This is a genomic window from Sphingomonas melonis (assembly GCF_013409985.1).
Classification (GTDB): Bacteria; Pseudomonadota; Alphaproteobacteria; order Sphingomonadales; family Sphingomonadaceae; genus Sphingomonas; species Sphingomonas melonis_A.
Genome location: NZ_JACCBY010000006.1, coordinates 79362 through 97095 on the forward strand (window position 1 = coordinate 79362; position 17734 = coordinate 97095).

The 17734-nt window shown below is 72.5% G+C and carries 20 protein-coding genes and 1 riboswitch; of the genes, 3 read left to right on the top strand and 17 right to left on the bottom strand.

What is annotated here, in order from left to right:
* Nucleotide 1: 1 nt before the first annotated feature.
* Genes bluB through cbiE form a run of 7 tightly spaced genes read right to left on the bottom strand, consistent with a single transcriptional unit; the run spans nucleotide 2 to nucleotide 5767 of the window.
* Complete coding sequence (gene bluB / locus HD841_RS16920) at nucleotides 2–643, bottom strand: 5,6-dimethylbenzimidazole synthase (protein ID WP_179510073.1); 642 nt, start codon at nucleotides 641–643, stop codon at nucleotides 2–4.
* Nucleotides 640–1395, bottom strand: coding sequence for a precorrin-6A synthase (deacetylating) (gene cobF / locus HD841_RS16925; protein WP_179510074.1), 756 nt, complete (start codon nucleotides 1393–1395; stop codon nucleotides 640–642). Before cobF ends, bluB begins: the two co-directional genes overlap by 4 nt.
* Complete coding sequence (gene cobA, locus HD841_RS16930; protein ID WP_179510075.1) at nucleotides 1392–2114, bottom strand: uroporphyrinogen-III C-methyltransferase; 723 nt, start codon at nucleotides 2112–2114, stop codon at nucleotides 1392–1394. The genes cobF and cobA overlap by 4 nt, the downstream gene beginning before the upstream one ends.
* Nucleotides 2111–3418, bottom strand: a complete 1308-nt coding sequence (locus HD841_RS16935) for a cobyrinate a,c-diamide synthase (protein WP_179510076.1) — start codon at nucleotides 3416–3418, stop codon at nucleotides 2111–2113. Before HD841_RS16935 ends, cobA begins: the two co-directional genes overlap by 4 nt.
* Nucleotides 3415–4203 (bottom strand): precorrin-4 C(11)-methyltransferase, encoded by a 789-nt coding sequence (gene cobM / locus HD841_RS16940; protein WP_179510077.1) that lies wholly within the window; start codon nucleotides 4201–4203, stop codon nucleotides 3415–3417. Before cobM ends, HD841_RS16935 begins: the two co-directional genes overlap by 4 nt.
* A complete protein-coding gene (locus tag HD841_RS16945; RefSeq protein WP_179510078.1) occupies nucleotides 4200–4568 on the bottom strand; it encodes a cobalamin biosynthesis protein in 369 nt (122 codons plus the stop codon). Before HD841_RS16945 ends, cobM begins: the two co-directional genes overlap by 4 nt.
* Nucleotides 4565–5767 carry a precorrin-6y C5,15-methyltransferase (decarboxylating) subunit CbiE gene (cbiE, locus tag HD841_RS16950; protein ID WP_179510079.1) on the bottom strand — a complete coding sequence of 401 codons (1203 nt, stop codon included), beginning with the start codon at nucleotides 5765–5767 and terminating at the stop codon, nucleotides 4565–4567. Before cbiE ends, HD841_RS16945 begins: the two co-directional genes overlap by 4 nt.
* Here cbiE and HD841_RS16955 point away from each other — a divergent pair.
* Nucleotides 5766–6512, top strand: coding sequence for a cobalt-precorrin-6A reductase (locus HD841_RS16955; RefSeq protein ID WP_179510080.1), 747 nt, complete (start codon nucleotides 5766–5768; stop codon nucleotides 6510–6512). The genes cbiE and HD841_RS16955 overlap by 2 nt on opposite strands.
* Here HD841_RS16955 and cobJ read toward each other — a convergent pair.
* The 7 genes from cobJ to HD841_RS16990 all read right to left on the bottom strand — a co-directional run bounded on the left by cobJ (nucleotide 6491) and on the right by HD841_RS16990 (nucleotide 15138).
* Complete coding sequence (gene cobJ / locus HD841_RS16960) at nucleotides 6491–7240, bottom strand: precorrin-3B C(17)-methyltransferase (RefSeq protein WP_373563055.1); 750 nt, start codon at nucleotides 7238–7240, stop codon at nucleotides 6491–6493. The genes HD841_RS16955 and cobJ overlap by 22 nt on opposite strands.
* Entirely contained in the window at nucleotides 7237–7962 is a 726-nt protein-coding gene (cobI, locus tag HD841_RS16965; protein ID WP_179510082.1) for a precorrin-2 C(20)-methyltransferase, read from the bottom strand. The genes cobJ and cobI overlap by 4 nt, the downstream gene beginning before the upstream one ends.
* The gene (locus HD841_RS16970) at nucleotides 7959–8588 is read right to left on the bottom strand and encodes a precorrin-8X methylmutase (protein ID WP_179510083.1); all 630 of its coding nucleotides are present in this window, start codon (nucleotides 8586–8588) and stop codon (nucleotides 7959–7961) included. The genes cobI and HD841_RS16970 overlap by 4 nt, the downstream gene beginning before the upstream one ends.
* Nucleotides 8578–9777 carry a cobalamin biosynthesis protein CobG gene (locus HD841_RS16975; RefSeq protein ID WP_179510084.1) on the bottom strand — a complete coding sequence of 400 codons (1200 nt, stop codon included), beginning with the start codon at nucleotides 9775–9777 and terminating at the stop codon, nucleotides 8578–8580. The genes HD841_RS16970 and HD841_RS16975 overlap by 11 nt, the downstream gene beginning before the upstream one ends.
* Nucleotides 9774–13034 carry a cobaltochelatase subunit CobN gene (cobN, locus tag HD841_RS16980; protein ID WP_179510085.1) on the bottom strand — a complete coding sequence of 1087 codons (3261 nt, stop codon included), beginning with the start codon at nucleotides 13032–13034 and terminating at the stop codon, nucleotides 9774–9776. Before cobN ends, HD841_RS16975 begins: the two co-directional genes overlap by 4 nt.
* 9 nt (nucleotides 13035–13043) lie before the next feature.
* Nucleotides 13044–14087: a cobalamin biosynthesis protein CobW gene (cobW, locus tag HD841_RS16985; protein ID WP_179510086.1), complete on the bottom strand. Its 1044-nt coding sequence runs from the start codon at nucleotides 14085–14087 to the stop codon at nucleotides 13044–13046.
* Nucleotides 14088–14265: 178 nt separating this feature from the next.
* Nucleotides 14266–14497, bottom strand: a riboswitch (cobalamin riboswitch).
* A gap of 269 nt (nucleotides 14498–14766) precedes the next feature.
* Complete coding sequence (locus tag HD841_RS16990) at nucleotides 14767–15138, bottom strand: response regulator (protein ID WP_179510087.1); 372 nt, start codon at nucleotides 15136–15138, stop codon at nucleotides 14767–14769.
* Between the two features lie 180 nt (nucleotides 15139–15318).
* Here HD841_RS16990 and HD841_RS16995 point away from each other — a divergent pair, with 180 nt between their 5' ends.
* Together HD841_RS16995 and HD841_RS17000 are read left to right on the top strand one after the other, a co-directional pair.
* Nucleotides 15319–15525: a hypothetical protein gene (locus tag HD841_RS16995; protein ID WP_179510000.1), complete on the top strand. Its 207-nt coding sequence runs from the start codon at nucleotides 15319–15321 to the stop codon at nucleotides 15523–15525.
* A gap of 57 nt (nucleotides 15526–15582) precedes the next feature.
* Complete coding sequence (locus HD841_RS17000) at nucleotides 15583–16728, top strand: metallophosphoesterase (protein WP_218845609.1); 1146 nt, start codon at nucleotides 15583–15585, stop codon at nucleotides 16726–16728.
* A 1-nt stretch (nucleotide 16729) separates the two neighbouring features.
* Here the strand turns inward: HD841_RS17000 and HD841_RS17005 are convergent, their stop codons facing one another.
* The 3 genes from HD841_RS17005 to HD841_RS17015 form a co-directional block, all read right to left on the bottom strand.
* Nucleotides 16730–17005 (bottom strand): hypothetical protein, encoded by a 276-nt coding sequence (locus tag HD841_RS17005; protein ID WP_179510088.1) that lies wholly within the window; start codon nucleotides 17003–17005, stop codon nucleotides 16730–16732.
* Nucleotides 17002–17205 carry a DUF5818 domain-containing protein gene (locus HD841_RS17010; protein WP_038665404.1) on the bottom strand — a complete coding sequence of 68 codons (204 nt, stop codon included), beginning with the start codon at nucleotides 17203–17205 and terminating at the stop codon, nucleotides 17002–17004. The genes HD841_RS17005 and HD841_RS17010 overlap by 4 nt, the downstream gene beginning before the upstream one ends.
* A 338-nt stretch (nucleotides 17206–17543) precedes the next feature.
* Nucleotides 17544–17732, bottom strand: coding sequence for a hypothetical protein (locus tag HD841_RS17015; protein ID WP_179510089.1), 189 nt, complete (start codon nucleotides 17730–17732; stop codon nucleotides 17544–17546).
* Between the last annotated feature and the right edge of the window lie 2 nt (nucleotides 17733–17734).

A 17734-nucleotide genomic window follows, 5' to 3' on the forward strand; every position in this document is an offset into this window, starting at 1 on the left:
GTCAGCGGTCGAACAGGCGATCGGCGAGCGGTTCGCGCGCCTGCCAGCCGCGGCGTTCGAGTTCGGGCGAACCGGCGGGCGCCTCGGGATAGCCGATGCAGAGCAGCGCGATCAGCCTCCACCCGGGGGGCACGTCGAGCAGATCGGTGACATGATCAGGATCGAGGATCGATACCCAGCCAAGCCCGATGCCGCGCGCCCGCGCCGCCAGCCACATCGTGTGGATCGCCATCACCGTCGAATAGCGCAGCATCTCCGGCATCGTCGCGCGGCCAAGGCCGTGGCCGGCGGCAGGCGCCTCGTCGTTGAACACCGCGAGCAGTTCGGGCGCCTCGCGCAGCCCGTGCAGCTTGAGCCGGCCATAGAGCGCCCGCCGGTCGGCATCGGCAAGGCGCTCCGCCGCGGCGGCACTGGCGGCATCGACATGCGCGGCGAGCGTCTCGCGCAGTCCGGGCGAGCGCAGCCGCACGAAGCGCCACGGCTGGGCGTTGCCGACCGACGGCGCCAGCGCGGCGGCGGCAAACAGCGCCTGCATCGCCTCCTCCGCCACCGGATCGCGGCGGAAATGGCGCACGTCGCGGCGCCAGTGGAGCAGCAGGTCGAGCGTATCGCGGAACGCATCGTCGAAATCCGGCGCAATCATGGTGCGGTCCGGCGCAGCAGATAGGTGTCCATGATCCAGCCATGCTCGGCGCGCAGTTCGGCGCGACGCGCCTGGATCGTCGCCCCGACCTCGGCGAGCGGACCGGCGGCGAGCGCCTGTTGCGCCATGCCGAGATAGGCCCCCCACCACATCGTGACGCCGGCGGGATCGAGCGTCGTGAAGGCGCATGCGCCGTCGAGCATCACTGCGAGCGTGTCGATCCCGGCCGGCCAGCCCCCGGCGCGCAGGCGGCGGCCGGTGGTGACCAGCACCGGCGCGGCGAGCGTGTTGAGCGGGATGGCATGCGCGGCGGTGAGTGCCTGCAGGCTGGTGATGCCGGGAACGACCGTGACGTGCAGCGCCATGCCGCCGCTGCGCAGCCGTGCCGCGATGCGCAACGTGCTGTCGTAGAGCGAGGGGTCGCCCCAGACGAGCAGCGCCAGCCGGCCGCCGTCGGGAAGATGCGTCGCGATCGCCTCTGCCCAGGCCGCGGCGATCGCGTCGTGCCAGGACCGTACCGCGCCGAGATAGGGACCATCGGCGGCGCGCTCGGGCAGGTCGAACACGACGACGCGGGTCGCGCCGGTCAGCACCTCCGCGCAAAGCGCCTGGCGCAGGTCGATGAGGTCGGCGGTGTCGGCGCGCTTGCGCGGCAGCAGGATCAGGTCGGCGGCGCGCATCGCGCGTTCGGCGGCGCGGGTGAGATGGTCGGGATTGCCGGTGCCGATGCCGATCAGGTCGAGGTGGATCACGCCTCCTCCATCAACGGGCCGTAGAGGATCAGCGCCGGCGCCTCCGACACGGCGTCGCGCAGCCGGTCGGCGAGCGCGGCGATCGTGGTGCGCGTCAGCCGCTGGTCGGGGTGACCGACATTCTCGGCGAACAGCGCGGGCGTGTCGGGCGGCAGGCCGTGCGCGGCAAGGTCGGCGGCGAGCGCGGGGAAGGTGCGCTTGGGCATGAAGACGACGGTGGTCGCGTCGGGGTCGGCGAGCGCCGCCATGTTGCGCGCCTGCGGCAATGTGCCGGTGACGTCATGGCCGGTGACGAACTGGACGCGCCGCGCCGACAGCCGCCGGGTGAGCGGGATCGCCGCCGCCGCTGCCGCCGCGCTCGCCGAACTGATGCCGGGGACGATCTCGAACCCGATGCCCGCCTCGCGCAACGCGACGATCTCCTCCTCCAGCCGGCCGAAGATCGCGGGATCGCCCGACTTTAGCCGGACGACGCGCGCGCCGGTCGCGGCATGGGCGACGAGCAGGGCCGAGACGTGGCTCTGGCTGGGGGAGGGGCGGCCGGCGCGCTTGCCGACCGCGACCAGATCGGCATCCGGCCGGACGTGGCGCAGCACCGGACCCGCCGACAGGTCGTCGAACAGGACGATGTCGGCGCTGCGCAGCCGGTCGACGGCTTTCAGCGTCAGCAGATCGGGATCACCCGGCCCCGAGCCGACGAAGGAGACGAAACCGCTCATCCGACCGCCGCGATCAGGTGGAAGAAGGTGCCCGAGACGCGGTCGCGATACGATCCGGTGTCGGCAAGCTCGGTCCCCTCCGCATCGGTGACGCGCGCCAGCGCCGCATCGGGCTGGTCGAGGATCGTCGAATAGTGGAATTCGTGACCCGCCAGCGTCGTGCCGGCGGCGAAGCCCGCCAGCGGCGCCTGCAGCGCGGCGCGGCGATAGCCGAGATGCATCCGCCGTTGTTCGTAGCTGGTGACGAGGCCGAGCAGCCCCGCCATGCGGTGGCGTACGCCGGCGGCGTCGATCAATGCCGCGCCGAGCGCCATATAGCCGCCGCACTCGCCATGGACGGCACGCGTCTCGGCATGCACGTGGAGCGCGCGGCGGAACCGCTCCGCGGCGGCGAGCCGGCCGGCGTGCAGCTCGGGATAACCGCCGGGCAGCCAGACCAGATCGGCCCCGGCGTCGGGCGCCTCGTCGGCCAGCGGCGAGAAGGGCAGGATCTCCGCCCCGGCGGCGCGCCAGCCGTCGAGCAGATGCGGATAGGTGAACGAGAAGGCCTCGTCGCGTGCCAGCGCGATGCGCTGCGCCGGCGGCACGAGACGCGGCGGCGTCGTCGCCGGGCGCGCGGCGGCAGCGGCGGCGTCGCGCAGCCCGGCAAGGTCGACGTGCGCCGACAGGAAGGCCGCATAGGCCGCGATCCGGGCATCGAGATCGGGATGTTCCGCCGCCTGGACGAGGCCGAGGTGGCGTTCGGGCAATTGCAGATCGCCGCGTCGCGGCAGGCTGCCGAATACCCGGATGCCCACCGCCTCCATGCCGACCCTTGCCAGCCGTTCGTGGCGCGGACTGGCGACGCGGTTCAGGATCACGCCGGCGATGGGCACGGCGGGGTCGAAGCGCGCGAAGCCCAATGCGGTGGCGGCGGCGGACTGCGCCTGCCCCGACACGTCGAGCACCAGCACCACCGGCCAGCCCATCCGCGCCGCGATATCGGCGCTGGCGCCGTTGCCGGTCGCGCCGGCGCGGGCGACACCGTCGAACAGCCCCATCGATCCCTCGGCAAGCACCAGATCGGCATCGGCGGCATGATCGCCGAGACCGTCGAGCAGCGCCGCCGGCATCGCCCAGCTGTCGAGGTTGAACGATGCCCGGCCGCTCGCCGCGCGGTGGAAGGCGGGGTCGATGTAATCGGGGCCGCTCTTGAACGGCTGCACCGTCAGGCCGGCGTCGGCGAAGGCGCGCAAGAGGCCGAGCATCACCGTCGTCTTGCCGGTGCCCGAGGCGGGCGCGGCGATCATCAGACCGGGGGTCATGCCGTCTCGCCTCCCGCGAACGGCGACTCGGCCGATTGCGGGCGGAACCGGCGATCGTAGCCCACCGCATAGAGGCTGCTCTCGGCGAACGCCTCGGCATCGAGCACGCGACCGATCAGGATCAGCGCGGTGCGCTCGGGGCCGCCTGCCGCCGCGGCGACGAGGCCGGCGAGCGTGGCGCGGACGATACGCTGGTCGGGCCAGCTCGCGCGCCAGACGATGGCGGCGGGGCAGTCGGCACCGTAATGCGCGGTCAGGTCCGCGACGATATCGGCCAGCCGGTGGATCGACAGATGGATGGCGAGCGTCGCGCCGGTCGCCGCAAAGGCGGCGAGCGTCTCCGTATCGGGCATCGCGCTGGCACGGCCGGGGGTGCGGGTCAGCACGACCGACTGGGCGAGGCCGGGCAGGGTCAGTTCCGCCTCCAGCGCGGCGGCGGCGGCGGCGAAGGCGGGCACGCCGGGGGTGACGGTGACCGGGATGCCGAGCGCGCGCAGCCGGCGCAGCTGCTCGCCCATCGCCGACCAGATCGACAGGTCGCCCGAATGGAGCCGCGCGACATCCTGCCCCGCCTCGTGCGCGGTGACGATCTCGGCGATGATCTCGTCGAGCGACAGCGATGCGGTGTTCACGACGCGCGCGTCCGGCGGGCAATGATCGAGCAGCGCGGCGGGCACCAGTGACCCCGCGTAGAGACAGACCGGCGACGCCGCGATCCGATCGCGCCCACGCAAGGTCAGCAGATCGGGTGCGCCGGGGCCGGCGCCGATGAAATGGACGGTCATGCTGGGGTTTCCTGTGGAATGGCGAGCGCGCAGGTCGCCATGCGGTCGGGCGAGATGCGGCGCGAGACGAGAAGCCGCGCGCCGGGACCGGCGGCGGCCAGAGCGGCGGCCTCGGCGACGCTGCCGGTGCCGCGCGCGGCGAGGCTGGCCGGCGAGCGGGTCGGCGTGGCGATGGCGGCGAGCGTGTCGGCAGCGATGCCGACGAGCGGCAGGGCGAGATCGTCAGCCAGCGGCGCGGCGATCGCGAGCCGGTCGGCGGCGATGGCGAGCATCGCCGCGGCATGGTCTGCGCTCGCGAGCGTCAGCGCCGCGCGCAGCGATGCCGCGGTCGCGCCTGCGCGGCAGCCGAAGCCGGCGACGATCACAGCGTCACGCTCCACTGGACCAGCGGAAAATGCGATCGCCAGCCGCGACGGCTGCCGAGCGACGCCGCGTCGGCAAGTTCGATGCGCAGCAACTGACCGCTGCGCTGCGCCTGCCAGCCGGCGAGCAGCGCTTCCGATTCGAGCGTCACCGCATTGGCGACCAGCCGCGTGCCCGCCGGCAGGTCGGCGAACAGGCGGGCGAGCAGATCCTCGCTCAGTCCGCCACCGACGAAGACCGCAGCGGGCGGCTGGCGATCGGCGAGCACGGCGGGTGCCGCGCCCTCCACCACCACGAGGCGATCAACGCCGAGCGCCGCCGCATTGGCGCGCGCCCGTGCGGCGCGAACCGGATCGCGCTCGAAGCCGACCGCCTGCGTCGAGGGACAGGCGAGCAGCCATTCGATCGCGATCGATCCCGATCCGGTGCCGATGTCCCACAGCGTCTCGCCGGGGCGCGGTGCCAGTGCCGACAGCGTCAGTGCGCGCGCCGGCCGCTTGGTGATCTGGCCGTCATGGTCGAACCAGTCGTCGGCGAGGCCGGTGGCCCGCGGCAGCACCGCGCCGTCCCCGGCGAAGGCGATGCCGAGCGCGACGGGATGCGCGATGTCGGCGAACGTCAGCGTGGCGGCAGCGGCATGGCGAATCCGCTCGCGTGGTCCGCCGAGCGCTTCGAGGACGGCGATCCGCGACGCGCCGAAGCCCTCGCCGCTGAGATATTGCGCGGCGGCGAGCGCGGCCTCCCCGTCGCGCACCAGCACGATCGCCCGCTGACCGGGCGCGCAATGCGGGCGCAGCCGCGTCAGCGGGGCGGCGTGGAGACCGAGGCAGGCGGTTTCCTCCAGCCGCCAGCCGAGCCGCGCCGCGGCGAGCGCGAAGGTCGAGGGGGCGGGGTGGGCGATCCACTCGTCCGGCGCGAGATGGCGTGCGAGCGTGCCGCCGGCGCCGAACCAGAAGGGATCGCCCGAGGCGAGCATCACCACGCGCTCGCCGCGCCGCGCGAGCAGCGGCGCGATCCCCGCCTCGAACGGCACCGGCCAGGGCTCCACCGGACAGGCGAGCGGCGGCAGCAGCGCGAGATGACGGCGCGCGCCGGTCACCCATTGCGCGGCGTCGAGCGCGGCGCGGCTTGCCGCGGACAGGCCTGCCGGTCCATCCTCGCCGATCCCGACGATCGTCAGCCACGGATTGCCCTCAGCCATGCCCCATCTCCTGATCCTCGGCGGGACGACCGAGGCGAGCGCACTCGCCGCCGCCTGCGCCGCACACGGAGTAAGGGCGACGCTCAGCTATGCCGGCCGTACCGCGGCACCCGCGGCGCAGCCGGTGCCGGTGCGCATCGGCGGCTTCGGCGGGGTGGCGGGACTGACCGACTATCTCCGCCGCGAGCAAGTGACGCATCTGGTCGATGCCACCCACCCCTTTGCCGCGCAGATGAGCAGCCACGCCGTCGCCGCGGCGGCGGCGGCAGGCGTGCCGCTGCTCGCGCTGACCCGTCCCGCCTGGCAGGCGCAGGCCGGCGACCGCTGGACGCACGTGCCCGACATCGCCGGCGCGGTGGCGGCGCTCGACGGCCCGGCGCGACGGGTGATGCTCGCGCTCGGCCGCATGCATGTCGCGGCCTTCGCTGCCCGGCCGCAGCACCATTATCTGCTCCGCTTCGTCGACCGGCCGGACGCGCCGCCGGCACTGCCGCATCACGATCTGGTCGTCGATCGCGGGCCGTTCACCCTCGCCGGCGACCGAGCGTTGATCGAGCGGCACCGGATCGAACTGATCGTCGCCAAGAATGCCGGCGGCAGCGGCGCGGCGGCGAAACTGGCAGCGGCACGCGCGCTCGGCCTGCCCGTGCTGCTGATCGACCGGCCGGTGCTGCCCGACCGCGCCGAGGTGCACGACGTCGCCGCAGTGTTTGCCTGGCTCGGTCATGCCGACCGCGGCGTATAGAGGATCGGGGCGCCGTCGCGCGCGATCAGCCGTGTGCGGCTCGATCCGACGATCACCATCGTGCGCATGTCGGCCATCGCGCCCTGCGCCTCCGACAGCGAGACGATGCGCAGCGATTCCTCCGCGGTGGTGACGGCGCGGGCGAAGAGCACCGGCCGATCGTCGCCGCACGCCGCGCGCAGGATCGCGAAGGCGGCATCGAGCGTATCGGGCCGGGCGCGCGAACGCGGATTGTAGAAGGCGATGGCGAAATCCGCCTCGGCAGCGAGCGCGAGGCGGCGGGCGATCAGCGGCCAGGGCTTGAGATTGTCGGAGAGGTTGATCGCGCAGAAATCATGGCCGAGCGGCGCGCCGGCGCGCGCACTCGCGGCAAGCATTGCGGTGATCCCCGGCAGCACGCGGATGTCGAGGTCGCGCCACGCCGGCGGCCCCGCCTCCAGCGCCTCGAACACCGCCGCCGCCATCGCGAACACGCCGGGATCGCCCGACGACACCACCACGACGCGCGCGCCCTCCGCAGCGAGGCGCAGCGCGTGGCCCGCGCGATCGATCTCGACGCGATTGTCGCTGGCGTGCAGGCGCAGCCCCGGCTGCGGCGCGACGCGTGCGACATAGGGGATATAGCCGATCACGTCGGTCGCCTGATCCAGCGCCTCGCTCACCTCGGGCGTGACCAGTGCCGCGTCGCCCGGCCCCAGTCCGGCGACCGCCAGCCAGCCGCCGCTCACGGCCGCCGCCCCTGGCCGTGGATCAGCAGGATCGCGAAATAGGGCGCGGTCTTGCCGGCCGCGGCGAGCGGCACGACGCGCTGTTCCGGCATCGCGGCATATTCGACCAGCCATGCGTCGTCGGTCCGCCCGGCGGCGGCGACCGCGCGACGCAGCTTGGCGAGGTGGCGGCCGATCTTCATCACGACCAGCGCATCGGTATCGCGGATGCGGCGGGTCAGTTCCGCCTCGGGCAGCGTCGCGGTGGCGATCGTCAGCACGTCGTCGCCCCAGGTGATCGGCCGGTCGGTGGCGGTCCAGGCGCCCGACATGCCGGTGATGCCGGGCACGATCCGCACCGGCACCCGGCCGGCGAGCCGCGCATGCAGGTGCATGAACGATCCGTAGAAGAACGGGTCGCCCTCGCACAGCACGACCACCTCCTCGCCGGCCTCGGCGAGCGTGGCGAGATGCGCGGTGCAGTCCGCGTAGAAGGTGGCGAGGCAGTCGTTATAGGCGGGGTCGCTGACGGCGATCTCGGTGGTGACCGGATAGTCCATCGCGAATTCGACCACGTCCGCGCGCAACATGCCGTCGACCAGCCGGCGGGCGCGACCGGCGCGGCCGCGCTTGCGGAAATAGGCGAGGTGGCGCGCGCCGCGCACCAGCCGGTCCGCGCGCACGCTCATCAGGTCGGCGGCGCCGGGGCCGAGGCCGACGCCATGCACGATGCCGATCGTCATTCGGCGCGGCTCGCGAGCGCGTTGACCGCGGCGACGGTGATCGCGCTGCCGCCGAGCCGCCCGGCGACGATCGCGCACGGCACCGGCTGTTCCGCCCACAATGCGTCCTTCGATTCGCACGCGCCGACGAAGCCGACAGGGCAGCCGATGATCGCCGCCGGGCGCGGGCAGGCGGGGTTGGCGAGCATGTCGAGCAGGTGGAACAGCGCGGTCGGCGCATTGCCGATCGCGACCACCGCACCGGCGAGATGCGGCCGCCACAGTTCGAGCGCGGCGGCGGAGCGCGTGTTGGCCATCGCCGCGGCGAGCGCGGGCACCTGTGGATCGTGCAAGGTGCAGATCACGTCGTTGTCCGCCGGCAGGCGGGCACGGGTGATGCCTTCGCTCACCATGCGCGCGTCGCACAGGATCGGCGCGCCCCCGGCAAGCGCCGCGCGCGCCGCGCCGGCGAAGCCGTCGGAGAAGCGGATCGATGCGGCGAGTTCGACGAGCCCCGCGGCATGGATCATGCGCACCGCGACCGGCTCCTCCTCTGGCGGGAAGCGCGCGAGGTCGGCCTCGGCACGGATGATGGCGAACGAGCGGCGATAGATCGCGGCGCCGTCGGTTTCGTAGCTATGCGGCACGGGTGGGGCTTTCGAGACGGGCGATGAGATCGGCGGGCGACAGGCCCGTGATGGTGGCGGGAGCGCCGGCACGGGCGTGAAAGGCGAGGTCGAAACGGCCGTCGCGACCGGTGGCGACGACATCGGCGGGAGCGGCACGGGCACAGCCCTTGGCACAGCCGGACACGTGCAGCCGCCCCGCGACGTGCGGGGCGAGCCGCCGGGCGAGCGCACGCGTCTCGACGCTCGCCTGCGGGCAGGCCGGTGCCCCGACGCAGGCGTCGACGGCGCGTTCGGCGGGGGTGGAGACGGGCAGGCCGGGGCCGGCGGGATCGAGCCCCTCGACCAGCAGCGTCCGCCACGGCGTCACGCGCAGCCCGGTGACGCCCGGCCGCGCGGCGAGATCGGCGAGCGTCGCTGCCGCGATCCGCCCGAACGGCATGCCGATGGCGGTGCCGCGCGTCTTTTCGCCGCAAGCGCGACGTGCGCCCGCAGCCGCGGAAGCCCATGGCCAGGCAGGGCAGTCCTCGCCGGCGTTCGGGGCTTGCCGGCTCCTGCTGTCGGCGGAGCATGCGGCGACGCTGCCGGGGAGGCGATCGGGCAAGGGCGCCACATGGCGCGCCATCCGCCCGGCGGCGATACCGCCGCTCGCGACGAACCATTCCACCAATGCGACCAGCGCGGTCACTTCCTCGCCCGGCACCAGCGTCCATACCGTGGCGCGACCCTCGGCGCGCAGGATCAGCCCGCCCGCCGCGCCGCGCGCGATGCGGAAATCGGCGGGGCTATCGTCCAGCACCGGCGCGTCACCGGCATCGATCGCGAAGCCGATCTTGCCGGGCAGCGCCGGCAGCGTATCGAGGCGGTCGAACAGCGCGCCGGCGATGCGATGCGTGTCGTCACCCTCTCGCCACCCCGGGGCGACCAGCATCACCCGAGCCTCACGCACCGGATCGGGATCGACGAGGCCGGCGTGGATCAGCGCTGCCAATGCAGGCGGCCACTCCGCCTCGCACATGCCGCGCAGCTGGAGCGCGGCGCGGTTGGTCAGGTCGATCTGGCCGTTGCCATGCGTCTCCGCGACCGCGCCGATCGTCCGCGCTTGCGCCGGTGTCAGATGCGCCAGCCGCGGGCGGACGCGCAGGATCAGCCCGTCACCCGCCGCCATCGGCTGCCACGCGGTCGGGCACCAGCCGCGCACCACGCTCATGCCAGCGCCGCCAGGATCGCATTGCGCCGCGTCGGCCACAGGCCCGAGCGATGCAGCGCGGCGAAACGCGCCTCCATCGCGGCGAGGGCGCCGGGATTGGCGGCGGCGAGGAAGGCGCGCACCGCGTCGCGGCCGAGCGTTGCGTCATGGTACAGATCGATCAGCTCGGGCGTCACCACCCGCGCAAGATGCGCGAAGGCACCGAGATGGTCGAGCGTCGCGGCGATCTCGGCGGCGCCGCGGAAGCCGTGGCGCATCATCCCCTCGACCCACGCCGGCTGCGCAGCCCGGCCGCGGACGACGCGCGCGATCTCCTCGCGCAGGCTGCGCGCGCGCAGCCGTTCGGGATTGCGCGCGTCGAGATGGTAGAGCGCCGCGTTGCCGCCGGTCACCGCCTGCGCCGCGGCGAACCCGCCTTCGTGCGCGGCATAATCGCCGGCGAGCAGCAGGTCGCTTTCGGGCAGGTCCTGGAGATGGACGAAGGCGTCGGCCGCGGACACGCGCGCGCGCAGCCCGGCGGTATCCGCCTCCGCCTCGGTGCCGTCGAAGGCGAAGGACGATGCCGCCAGCCATGCCTCGCCCGCCGCGGCGTGTGCGGTATCGGTATAGGTGTCGGCGGCATCGCCGATGCCCAGCCCGTAGCGGCCCGGCGCCGGGCCATAGACGCGCGCCGATGCGGCGCGGCCGACGAACGGGTTCCAGTCGGCCGGCTCATCGCGCGCGGCGAGGGCCCGCACCGCCTGGCCGAACAGCGTGCACAGCGGCGCGAAGGTGTCGCGGAACAGGCCGGAGATGCGCAGCGTCACGTCGATCCGCGGCCGGTCGAGCATCGCCAGCGGCAGGATCTCGACGCCGGTGACCCGCTCGGAGCCGGTATCCCAGACCGGCGCGGCGCCGAGCAGGTGCAGCGCCATCGCGAACTCCTCCCCGGCGGTGCGCATCGTCGCTGATCCCCACAGGTCGACGACCAGCCCGCGGGGATAGTCGCCGTGATCCTGCAGGTGGCGGCGGATCAGCTCGTCGGCGAGCCGCTGCCCCTGCAGATGCGCCGAGCGCGACGGCACCGCCCGCGGATCGACCGCGAACAGGTTGCGCCCGGTCGGAAGGACGTCGGTGCGGCCGCGGTGCGGCGATCCCGCCGGGCCGGCGGCGACGCGGCGACCGTCGAGCGCGGCGAGCAGGCCGTCGCGCTCCGCCGGTCCGCAGGCGCCGCGTCCGAAGACATGCAGGCCGTCGCCGAAGCGGCTGTCCTTCACGTCGCAGACGAAGGCGTCGATGCGGGTGATCGCCTCCGCCGCGGTGGCGGCGCCGGCAAGGTCCAGTTCGGCCGCGAGGCCGATCGCCTGCGCTTCGTCGGCGATGTCGCGCCGCAACCGGTCGCGCCGCGCCGGGTCGAGGCCATCGGCGTTGGAGAATTCGTCGAGCAGCGTCTCGAGCCGCCCCAGCCCCGCGCCACCGTCCGCGGCCACCATCGGCGGCGGCAGATGGCCGAGCGTGACCGCGGCCGTGCGGCGCTTGGCCTGTGCCGCCTCGCCGGGATCGTTGACGATGAACGGATAGAGGATCGGCAAGGCGCCGGTCAGCGCCTCGGGCCAGCAGGTGTCGGACAGCGCCACCGCCTTGCCCGGCAGCCATTCGAGCGTGCCGTGCGCCCCGATCTGGATCGCCGCATCGCAGCCGCGACTGCGCAGCCACAGGTAGAAGGCGACATAGGCATGGCGCGGCACGCGCGACAGATCGTGATATTCGTCGGCGCGGGCCGCCGGCGAGCCCCGCTCGGGTTGCAGCGCGACCAGCGTGTCGCCGCGCAGCGTCGCGGCGAAGTGGAAGGCGCCGTCGACGACCGCCGGGTCGTCCTCCGGTTCGCCCCAGGCGGCAGCCAGGTCTTCGCGCAACGCTGGGGGCAGGGTCGCGAGCGCGCTGCGATAGGCCGCGATCGGCCAGGGCAGCCGCTCGTGCGTCAACGCTGCGGCGAGCGGCGCGCCCGCGCCCGTGCCTGCGGCATGGCCGGCGGCGGCGAGATCGGCCAGCATCGCCTCCGCCGAGGCAAGCGCGTCGAGCCCCACAGCATGCGCCATCTGGTGGCTCTTGCCCGGATAGGTCGACAGGATCAGCGCGAGTCGCCGCGCGGCGGGCGCGGTCCGGCCGAGCGACACCCAGGCGGCGACGCGATCGGCGATCGCCGCGACGCGCGCCGGGTCGGCGGCATGCGCGCGGCGGGCATAGTCGAGCGCCGGATCGCGCACCGCATCCTGCTTGCAACTCGCCAGCCCCGCGAAGATGCGGCCATCCACCTCGGGCAGCACGACATGCATCGCCAGATCGGCGGGGGACAAGCCGCGCGGGCTGTCGGCCCAGGCTGCATGGGTCGAGGTGGCGAGCGCGACCTGGAACACCGGCACGTCGGCGGCGTCCAGCGGCGAGGCGTGATCGTCGCGCGCGGCAAAGGCGGTGGCGTTGACGATCGCGACCGGCGCCAGCGCCGCCACCCAGCGCGCGATCCAGCCGCGGGCATGGGCATCCTTCAGCGACGGCGCGAACAACGGCACGACCGCGAAGCCGCGCGCCGTCAGCGCGTCGGCCAGCGCGGCGACCGGGTCGAGGTCGGCGGCAAGCAGATAGGAGCGGTAGAAGGTGAGCAGCACGCGCGGTCGCGGGTCCGGCTGCATCGCCAGCGCCGCCGGACAGGCGATGCCCGTCGCGGCGCTCCATGCGCCCACCGGCGCGATGTCGCGCACCCCGCGCACCGGTCCCGCCGCCAGTCCCGCGGCGAGCGCGAGCTGCGCCAGCGCCGCCTGCGCCGCGACCGCGCCGCCGGTGTCGCATAGCGTGGCGAGCCGGCGCAGCGTCGAGTCCGGCACCGTCGAGGCGGCGGCCAGCGCGGCGTCCGCGCGTCCGTCCGCGGCGAGCACCGCCAGCGCGATGCCGCGGGTCCGCGCCAGCGCCTCGACCTGTTGCAGGCCATAGGACCAATAGGAGCGGCCGCCGATCAGCCGGATCAATATGCCCTTCGCGCCCGCCAGCGTCCGCTCGACATAGGTGTCGACCGACAGCGGATGCGCGAGATCGGCAAGATTGGCGAGCCGCAGCGACGGCAGCGGCACATCGCTGCCACGCGCGGCATGCCAGCCCGCCGCGAACGCGCCGAGGTCGCTGTCGGAAAAGGACAGGACGACGAGATCCGCCGGGCGCTGGCCGAGATCGCGCGGGCTCGCGGTCTCCTCCAGTCCGTGGCTCTCGCGGAAGACGACGTGCATCGCGGGTGCTCAGCCGTTCAGCACGGGTCCGATCGTCGCGGGGTCGATCCGGTCGTGCTCGGCGATGACGACCAGCCGGGTCGCGCGGGCCTCGCCGGGGCGCCACGGCCGGTCGTATTGCGTCCGCACCCGTGCGCCGACCGCCTGGACCAGCAGCCGCATCGGCTTGCCGCGGACCGCCGCATAGCCCTTGACGCGCAGCACGTCGAACTCGCGCGCGAGCCGCTCGATCCGCGCCACAAGGGTGGCGGGATCGTCGATCTCGCCGGTCTCGTGGACGAGGCTGTCGAAATCGTCGTGCTCATGCTCATCCTCGCCGTCGTGATGCGAGGGGCGGGCGGCGATATCGTCCTCGGCGGCGGCATCGAGGCCGAGGATCACGGCGGGATCGATCACGCCGTCGACCATCTCGACCACCGGGACCGGCCGCGGTGCCTCGGCGGCGATCACCGCGCGGGCGGCGGCGACCCCCTCGGGCCCGGCGAGGTCGACCTTGGTCAGCAGCACCATGTCGGCGCAGGCGAGCTGGTCCTCGAACACTTCGGATAACGGCGTTTCGTGGTCGATGCCCGGATCGGCGGCGCGCTGCGCGTCGAGCGCGGCGACGTCCGGCGCGAAGCGGCCGGCGGCGACCGCCTCGGCATCGGCAAGCGCGATGACGCCGTCGACGGTGATGCGCGACCGGATCGCCGGCCAGTCGAACGCCTTGAGCAACGGCTTGGGCAGGGCGAGGCCAGAGGTCTCGATCAGGATATGATCGGGCCGCGGGTCGAGCGCGAGCAAGGTCTCGACGGTCGGGATGAAATCGTCCGCGACGGTGCAGCAGATGCAGCCGTTGGCCAGTTCGACGACGTTCTCGGCCGGGCAATCGGGGATCGCGCAGCCCTTCAGGATGTCGCCATCGACACCCAGGGTGCCGAATTCATTGACCACGACCGCAAGCCGGCGACCGCCGGCATTGCGGATCAGATGGCTGATCAGCGTGGTCTTGCCGGCGCCGAGGAAGCCGGTGACGATGGTGACGGGTATCTTGGCAAGCTGTGGATCGGCCACGGATGTTCCTTCGCGAGCGCCGCGACGACGAGAACACGGTGGGGCGCAATGGCCGGTGCGCGAGCGACGGACCGGCGCTTCGCATGTCGCCCGCGCCACGCACCGATGCGGCCCCGCCGCATGGGTCTTCGTCGCTCAGACGGAACACCGTGCCCCGGCCATCCCCTGGACCAAAGCAAGAGCGACCTTATCGTCGGCAGGTTTCCTGGCTCGCGGGTCATGGTTCGGGGCACGGCCTTCCCGGATCGGGCGAACCCTAGCCAGTGGCCGCCTTCCCGTCGCCGGAAAGGCATGTGTCCGTCACTCGCCGCTTACAGTTGCAGGGACAGCCGCGGCATAGGAGCCGAAGCTCCGCACCGCATTCCCATTTACGCCCCCTTGCGGAGAGCACCGACGCGATCATGATGCCGGTAACCGGCACCGTCGGCGGGCTTAGCCGCTGCCGCCGGCTTTGCCAATGCGCCAGGCGACGACGACGGGGGCGGACAGGAACGCCGCGAGTGTACGGTTGCGTACACTGGCCGGTTTTCGGGTCGACTTGTGACCGTTAACCTTTAGAGCCCGTGCCCAGCAGGAAGGGTTCTCCCAATCCTTCGTGTGCAGTTCTCCAGGACTGTCGGAGCCGTCGCCGCATCCGCTGGCGGCGGCTCCACCTTACCGCCGCGAAGGTCGGTCGGCGTCAATGCGCCGCGAGACGTGCGGCATGATCGTCGATCAGGCGGCTGATCGACTGTTGCAGCCTGTCGTGCGACACCGGCTTCTCGATCACCGTCGCGCCCGGCGGGCATGCGTTGCAGCGTTCGGGATAGCCCGTGACGTAGAGGACCGGGATGCCTTTGCCGGTGGCGATATGCTCGACCGCGCTGACCCCGGAGCCATGGACAAGCTTCACATCGGCGATGATCATCCCCGGCATGCAGCGGCGCGCGGCATCCTCGGCTGCGGCCTGCGTCTCGACGATCTCGGTGGTGTCGGCGCCGGCGAGCAGCGCCGCGTCGGAGACGAACTGCCCGAACAGATAGGAATCTTCGATGATCAGCACATGGGTCATAACGGCTCCCGCCAGCGCTCGGGCGTCGGCAGGCCGAATGTGGCGATGCGCTCTCCCTGATCTGCGCCCAATGCGGTGCACTGATCTAAGTTCCTGACACAGGTCATGAATATTGCGATCGATCGGCCATGCGACCAGTCCCGGACCCAAGCGTTGATGCGCCGACACGAGGAGAGAATGATGACCGATCGCACCCCCCAGGACGCCCCCATCGACGGTTTCGGCGACCTGCCGATGCAGCCGACCGGCTCGGGCGTCGCCGACCTCGAGATCGCCTACGAACAGATGAAGCTTGCCGAACAGGCGGAAGGCGACGTCGGCTCGATCGCGACGATGCCGACCGACACGGGTGACGCCGCCGTCGAAAGCGCTGCCCACCCGAGCTGAGTGCAGGTAGAGGCAGGCCGGCACCCGGCGGCGTAGCGGCGGGTCGCCGCCAGGAGAATGACGATCTTCCACCTGATTTTCGCGACGCCGTCGCTGTACGTCATCCTGCGCTGGCTGCTGCCGCTGTCGCTGCCGATCTGGGCGAAGGGCGGGGCGGCGGTGCTACTGCTGGCGGCTTCGCAATATCATCTTTGGAGCCGCCTGTCCTCGGGATCGGTATTCGCGCCGGAATTCCCGCGCGGGATCGTCATCCTGTTCAACTGGGCGTTCGGCACGCTTGTGTTGCTGGCCTTGCTGCAGATCGTGCTCGATCTGGGCACGCTGGCGACGATGCTGATCCGGCGCGAGGTGGCGGGCGTGCCCGATGCCATGCGCTATGCCGCCGCCGGGATCGCGGCGCTGCTGGCGGCGATCGGCGTCGCCGGCGCGATCCGTGTGCCGCCGGTGCGCGACATCGCGGTCGCGGTGCCCGGCCTGCCGCCGGCGTTCGACGGCTATCGGCTGGTCCAGCTCACCGACCTGCACATCAGCCGGCTGTTTCCGCAGCGCTGGGCGCGCGCCGTGGTCGATCGCAGCAATGCCGCGGGCGCCGACCTCATCGTCGTGACCGGCGATTTCATCGATGGCTCGGTCGAGATGCGCCGTGCCGATGTCGCGCCGCTCGCCGGGCTGCGCGCGCCCGACGGCGTCTATGCGATCCCGGGCAACCACGAATATTTCTTCGATTATGGCGAGTGGATGCGGCATCTCGCCGGGCTCGGCTTCCGCATGCTGCCGAACGCCCACCGCGTGCTGACACGCGGCAGCGCCGCGATCGTGCTCGCCGGCGTGACCGATCTGTCCGCCGCGTCGCACGGCGAGGCCGGCCCCGATCTCGACGCCGCGCTGTTGCGTCGTCCCGTCGCCGCGCCGGTCATCCTGCTCGATCATCAGCCGCGCAACGCCCGCCACGCCGCGGCGCGCGGCGTCGCGCTGCAATTGTCGGGGCATACCCATGGCGGGATGATCGCCGGGCTCGACCGGCTGTTCAGGCCCGCCAACGGCGGCTTCGTCTCGGGCCGCTATGCGGTGGCGGGGATGACGCTCTACGTCAGCAACGGCACCGGCCTGTGGCCGGGCTTCGCACTGCGCCTCGGCCGGCCGCCGGAGATCACCCGGATCACGCTGCGCACAGCACCCGCATCTGCCACGGACGGCCGCTGAGCTACAGGCCGATCTTGTCGAGCGCGGCGGCGAGTTCGCCGTCGATCGTCGCCGCCTCGCCCTTGGGCGTCAGCCGGTTCAGCGCGGTCTGCACGCGGGTCTGTGCCACTTGCAGCGTCTTGTGGCGCACCTCGCGCGTCGCATTGGTCCGCCAGGACGGGCTCTCCCCGAGCAGCGCGGCCCATTTCGCTTCCTCGACCGCGAGGATCGCCAGCGCCAGCCGCAGCCCGTCGCGCCGGCCGCGGGCATAATCGTCGGAGAGGGGCGGGGTCTTCACACCGGGGCCACGCCGTCGGCGTTGACCAGATCGGGGCCGACCAGCGTCCCGACCAGCCGCACGCGCTTCTCGACCAGATCGACCGGCGTACGGTGCAGCTCCAGTTCGAACCGCCCGCCCGAATCGCGGCGCAGGTAGAAGGCACCGCCGTCGCGGATCAACGTGCCGGTCTCATCGACCCTGGTTCCGATCGCGATCATCTTGGCTGTGCCTCGTGCTGAGAAAACCGAAAGAGGCGGCGGGGGAGAGCCGCAGGCTCGCATCCCCCGCCCATCCGGTCGGGCCGTTGCCGGTCTTGCCGGCGGCTCCTCTCCTGCCGTTTCTGTTTCGATCCGCCCGAACACGGTGGCACTGACGTGCCGCATCCGCAGACAAAAAGAAAGGCCGATCGAGACGACCGGCCGTAAAAGTTTTTAGGAGAGGATGCCTGAAAGGCACGCTCTTTGTGCAGTGCAGCAGCCTGCCTCGCAATTGCAAAAAGCGAAAGTCAGGATGCAAAACCTGCAATCGCACCGGACGTCCCCGGCCGCCGGCCGGCTCAGTCCTTCTTCTTGCCGGAATTCGCGAACAGCACCGCGGCGGCGACCGCGGCGGAGCCGATGCCGACGCCGATGATGCGCATCGGCCAATGGCTCTTGGTCGACGGGTCGCGCGTCTTGGCGGCGGCGGCCTGCTGTGCCTTGGCCGCGGCGGCGGCGGCGAGGATTTCGTTGGGCTGGTCCGACATAC